Source organism: Microcoleus sp. B13-B6, from assembly GCF_036705405.1.
Lineage (GTDB): Bacteria > Cyanobacteriota > Cyanobacteriia > Cyanobacteriales > Microcoleaceae > Microcoleus.
The window spans coordinates 1-3,285 of sequence record NZ_JAUBUJ010000219.1 but is presented as its reverse complement, the minus strand read 5'-3'; the positions used below and the strand labels follow the sequence as shown (position 1 = coordinate 3,285).

The window sequence follows — 3,285 nt, the reverse complement described above, 5'->3', positions numbered from 1 at the left end:
TTCTGCCTCCTGCCTCCTGCCTCCTGCCTCAAAACTCCAATTTCTAGCGGAGGGCTGCAAAGGTGAGATGCTCCCATCCGGTGCAACCGGAATTGATATCAATTGCTGTTTGAATATCAGTCGGGTAATTTTAGATTTTAAATTTTAGATTTTAGATTGAGCTAATGTATATCGAACTTAGCATCAGCGAGATTTGCCCCCCTGAAGGAAGTACCCTCAGCATTTCCAATCTCTCGCACCATAGCCGAGAGAGACACAAACGCAAACCAAAGATACAGCAGCGACAGAAAACCGAAACACATACCCCAAAACAGTTTGTGAGTGCTCAGAAAAGCGCTCGCCGTTGCACTGAACAAAAAAGCTGCTGCGTAAGTCGCCACACTTCCAGCCGATGCGATCGCCACCTGTGCAAATTGGCTACGAATCCGGGAATTCACAAAAAACATTAACACCCCGCCGATCGACATTCCAGCAAGAGCAGCCTGGGAATTATTATTAGTTGCAGTACCAGCATAGAAAAATCCCAACAAAGCTCCTGATAGAATAGCAGAAATTGTTCGTGCCAATCTACCCGCTTTTGAGGTTTTTGGCTGTTTGCTGGCGATCGCCGAAGCGAAGCCAGCAGCGCTCAAAACCCCGTACAGCAACAGAACAAAAGGCCAACTGCCAGAGCCCGGTAATTGTCCTTGAGTTCCCAAAATCAGTCGAGTCAGAACATCGCCCACAACCAAACAAATCGCGATCGCCCCACCACTCAAAACAGCTATCTGTCGCCGAGAAAGGCCGATTTTCGCACCGACAAAATTCGCACCCGCTAACTGAGCATTTCTAAAATTGCAGCCTCGAACATCCGCACCGCTGAAATCAGCACCGTTAAGAACTTGTCCTTGGAACGATCGATTTCGTAAAATTTGATTGCTAAAATTATTGGAATCCGAATACTTCATATTAGTACAGGATGCTTGAAAATATATAAATATGTCAGTCTTCCCGTCCCCTATCTAAAATCTAAAATGGTATGACTTATCGACCCACGATCAAACAAATTTGGCATATTCTCGGTCTCGGAATATTGCTCGCACCAATACTACTCTACAACATTCCCTACTTTTTGCGTCCCCAACAAACAAACGAAGCCCGATCGCTCTTTCAAGGAATAGCCTACCGCAGGGAATTTCGGACTAATCCGCGTCCCACCCTAATTCACATTGTTAGCATCGACCTAAAAGCGCCGGGAATAGGAATTTTTGTCACTCCCGGAAACCCAACACCCGATTTAACAGAAACCAATGCCCGCACCGCTACTGAATTCCTGAAAGAATTTAAATTGCAATTAGCAGTCAACGGCAATTTTTTTTATCCCTGCATCGAGAAAGCACCTTGGGATTACTATCCCCGCAGTGGCGATCGAGTAAATAATGTCGGACACGCCATTGCCAAAAGCCAAGCTTATTCTCAACCAGATCCAGACTTTCCCGCCCTTTGTTTTGATGCCAAAAACCGCGCTAAAATAATCGAAAACGGCACTTGCCCTGCGGGAACAGCCTATGCAGTTGCCGGAGATACTTTGCTGGTAAAAAATGGCCAACCCGTAGCACAAAGCCAGAAAGAACGCACACAGGATAAACCCTATCCCCGTGCCGTCGCGGCGATCGACAAAACAGGCGACAAGTTGTGGTTAATTGTGGCAGACGGCAAGCAGAGGCTTTACAGTGAAGGGCTGAAATTGAGCGAAATAACTGATATTTCGATGCAGTTGGGAGTTGAGACAGTGCTAAATTTAGATGGCGGCGGGTCGGTAACTTTTGCAGTAGCATCGCCGTCAGGAGCGAAACTGTTGAATGCTCCGATTCAGAATAAAATCCCCATGCAGGAACGTCCAATTGCCAATCACCTGGGATTTTATGCGCGGGAAAATTAGGCTTTTAAATTGCGCTTTAATCTCAAAAATTAGGGTTAAAAATGATTCTATTCTGCACCGCGCCCAGCCGCTGCTTGTAACAAATCTGCTGTTAAAACCTATTTGAAAAAAAACCAAAAATGCCTCCGCCTACTCAAATAAATATGGTACTGATTGCCTTCATTACTAATACAAAAGTGCGCTTAAATACGCACAAAAATTTTTATTCAGCAGTGAATTTTTTTTTAATCTGCCCAAAATCCGGGAATAATTGCTAAAATTGTAAAGAAACGTAACAAAAATTTATAATTGGCTTATGAAAATTAGCGAAATCCAAGCAGCGCTGCAAAGTTCGGATTCTCAAGAGAGGCTGCGGGGGGTAACGGCTCTGAGAAAGTGCGATTCTGCGGTGGCGCTACCGATGTTGCTGAGCCAAGTGGACGATCGCGAGTTTATGGTGCGATCGTTCGTGGCGATGGGATTGCGGCAGATTCAAACTGCGGAAGCTTTTGCGGCGCTGTTAAAAATGATGCAGTTCGATCGCGATCCGAACGTGCGCGCCGAAGCCGCTAACTCTTTGTCAAGGTTCGGAACCGAGGCAATTTCTCATTTAGTGGAAGCTTTTCGCCGCGATGACAATTGGCTCGTCCGCCGCAGCATTATGGCTCCGCTGTACGAAATGCAGTGTCCTGATGCAGTATTTGAAATTTGTGCGATCGGTCTTGGCGGCGAAGATTTACCAGTTCAGGAAGTAGCAATTGACGGATTGGGCCTGCTGGCAAATACCCCGAAGCAAGAACAGGCATTGCAGCAATTATTACCTCTAGTAAGTTCAGATTACTGGGGAATTCGGCTGCGAGTTGCTCGCGCGCTGAGCAAATTTGACAATCCTCAAGCTCGCGCGGCTGTGAGCTATTTGGCAAAAGATCGAGATCATCGGGTTGCAGGTGGGACTTTACACCTTTAGGGTAAGATACTGTAGTTCTCTATCAGAGTATGGGACTCATGAAGCTCAATGAAGAACCCCGATCGGCTTCAGCTTTTTAATTCCATCCCTCAATTGCACGCAAATCCTCAATCCAGAGTCATCAAGGAAAGGACAGGTACGTTTACAGACAATATGAAATTACCTATCCATAGGTGGTTTCGCTATTCGGCGGGATTCTCAGCAGCTTGGGTCGAACAAGTCATAGCAGAGTTAGAACCTCAAACTATCCTCGATCCATTTGCAGGATCTGGTACTGTTTGCGTCACTGCCGATAAGCTTGGTATAAATTCTTGCGGTATCGAAGCGCATCCTTTTGTTTGTAAGCTGTTGTGCATTTAAATAGAATGTCAAAAAACACTCTAATTCTTGTGGGGTGGGCGTCTCGCCCGCCCTGAAT

At 46.0% G+C, this 3,285-nt stretch carries 4 protein-coding genes; 3 read left to right on the top strand and 1 reads right to left on the bottom strand.

Annotated elements, in window-relative coordinates; genetic code table 11:
• Nucleotides 1-161: 161 nt before the first annotated feature.
• Complete coding sequence (locus tag QUB35_RS38670) at nt 162-947, bottom strand: pentapeptide repeat-containing protein (RefSeq protein WP_333148333.1); 786 nt, start codon at nt 945-947, stop codon at nt 162-164.
• Nucleotides 948-1,018: 71 nt separating this feature from the next.
• Between QUB35_RS38670 and QUB35_RS38665 the strand changes: the two genes are divergently transcribed.
• From QUB35_RS38665 to QUB35_RS38655, 3 genes are all read left to right on the top strand, one after another.
• Nucleotides 1,019-1,921 carry a phosphodiester glycosidase family protein gene (locus QUB35_RS38665; RefSeq protein ID WP_333148331.1) on the top strand — a complete coding sequence of 301 codons (903 nt, stop codon included), beginning with the start codon at nt 1,019-1,021 and terminating at the stop codon, nt 1,919-1,921.
• Nucleotides 1,922-2,216: 295 nt separating this feature from the next.
• Nucleotides 2,217-2,867 carry a HEAT repeat domain-containing protein gene (locus tag QUB35_RS38660; RefSeq protein WP_333148329.1) on the top strand — a complete coding sequence of 217 codons (651 nt, stop codon included), beginning with the start codon at nt 2,217-2,219 and terminating at the stop codon, nt 2,865-2,867.
• 48 nt (nt 2,868-2,915) lie between these two features.
• On the top strand, nt 2,916-3,227 hold the full coding sequence (locus QUB35_RS38655; RefSeq protein WP_333148327.1) for a DNA methyltransferase: 312 nt from the start codon (nt 2,916-2,918) through the stop codon (nt 3,225-3,227).
• The last annotated feature ends 58 nt before the right edge of the window (nt 3,228-3,285 follow it).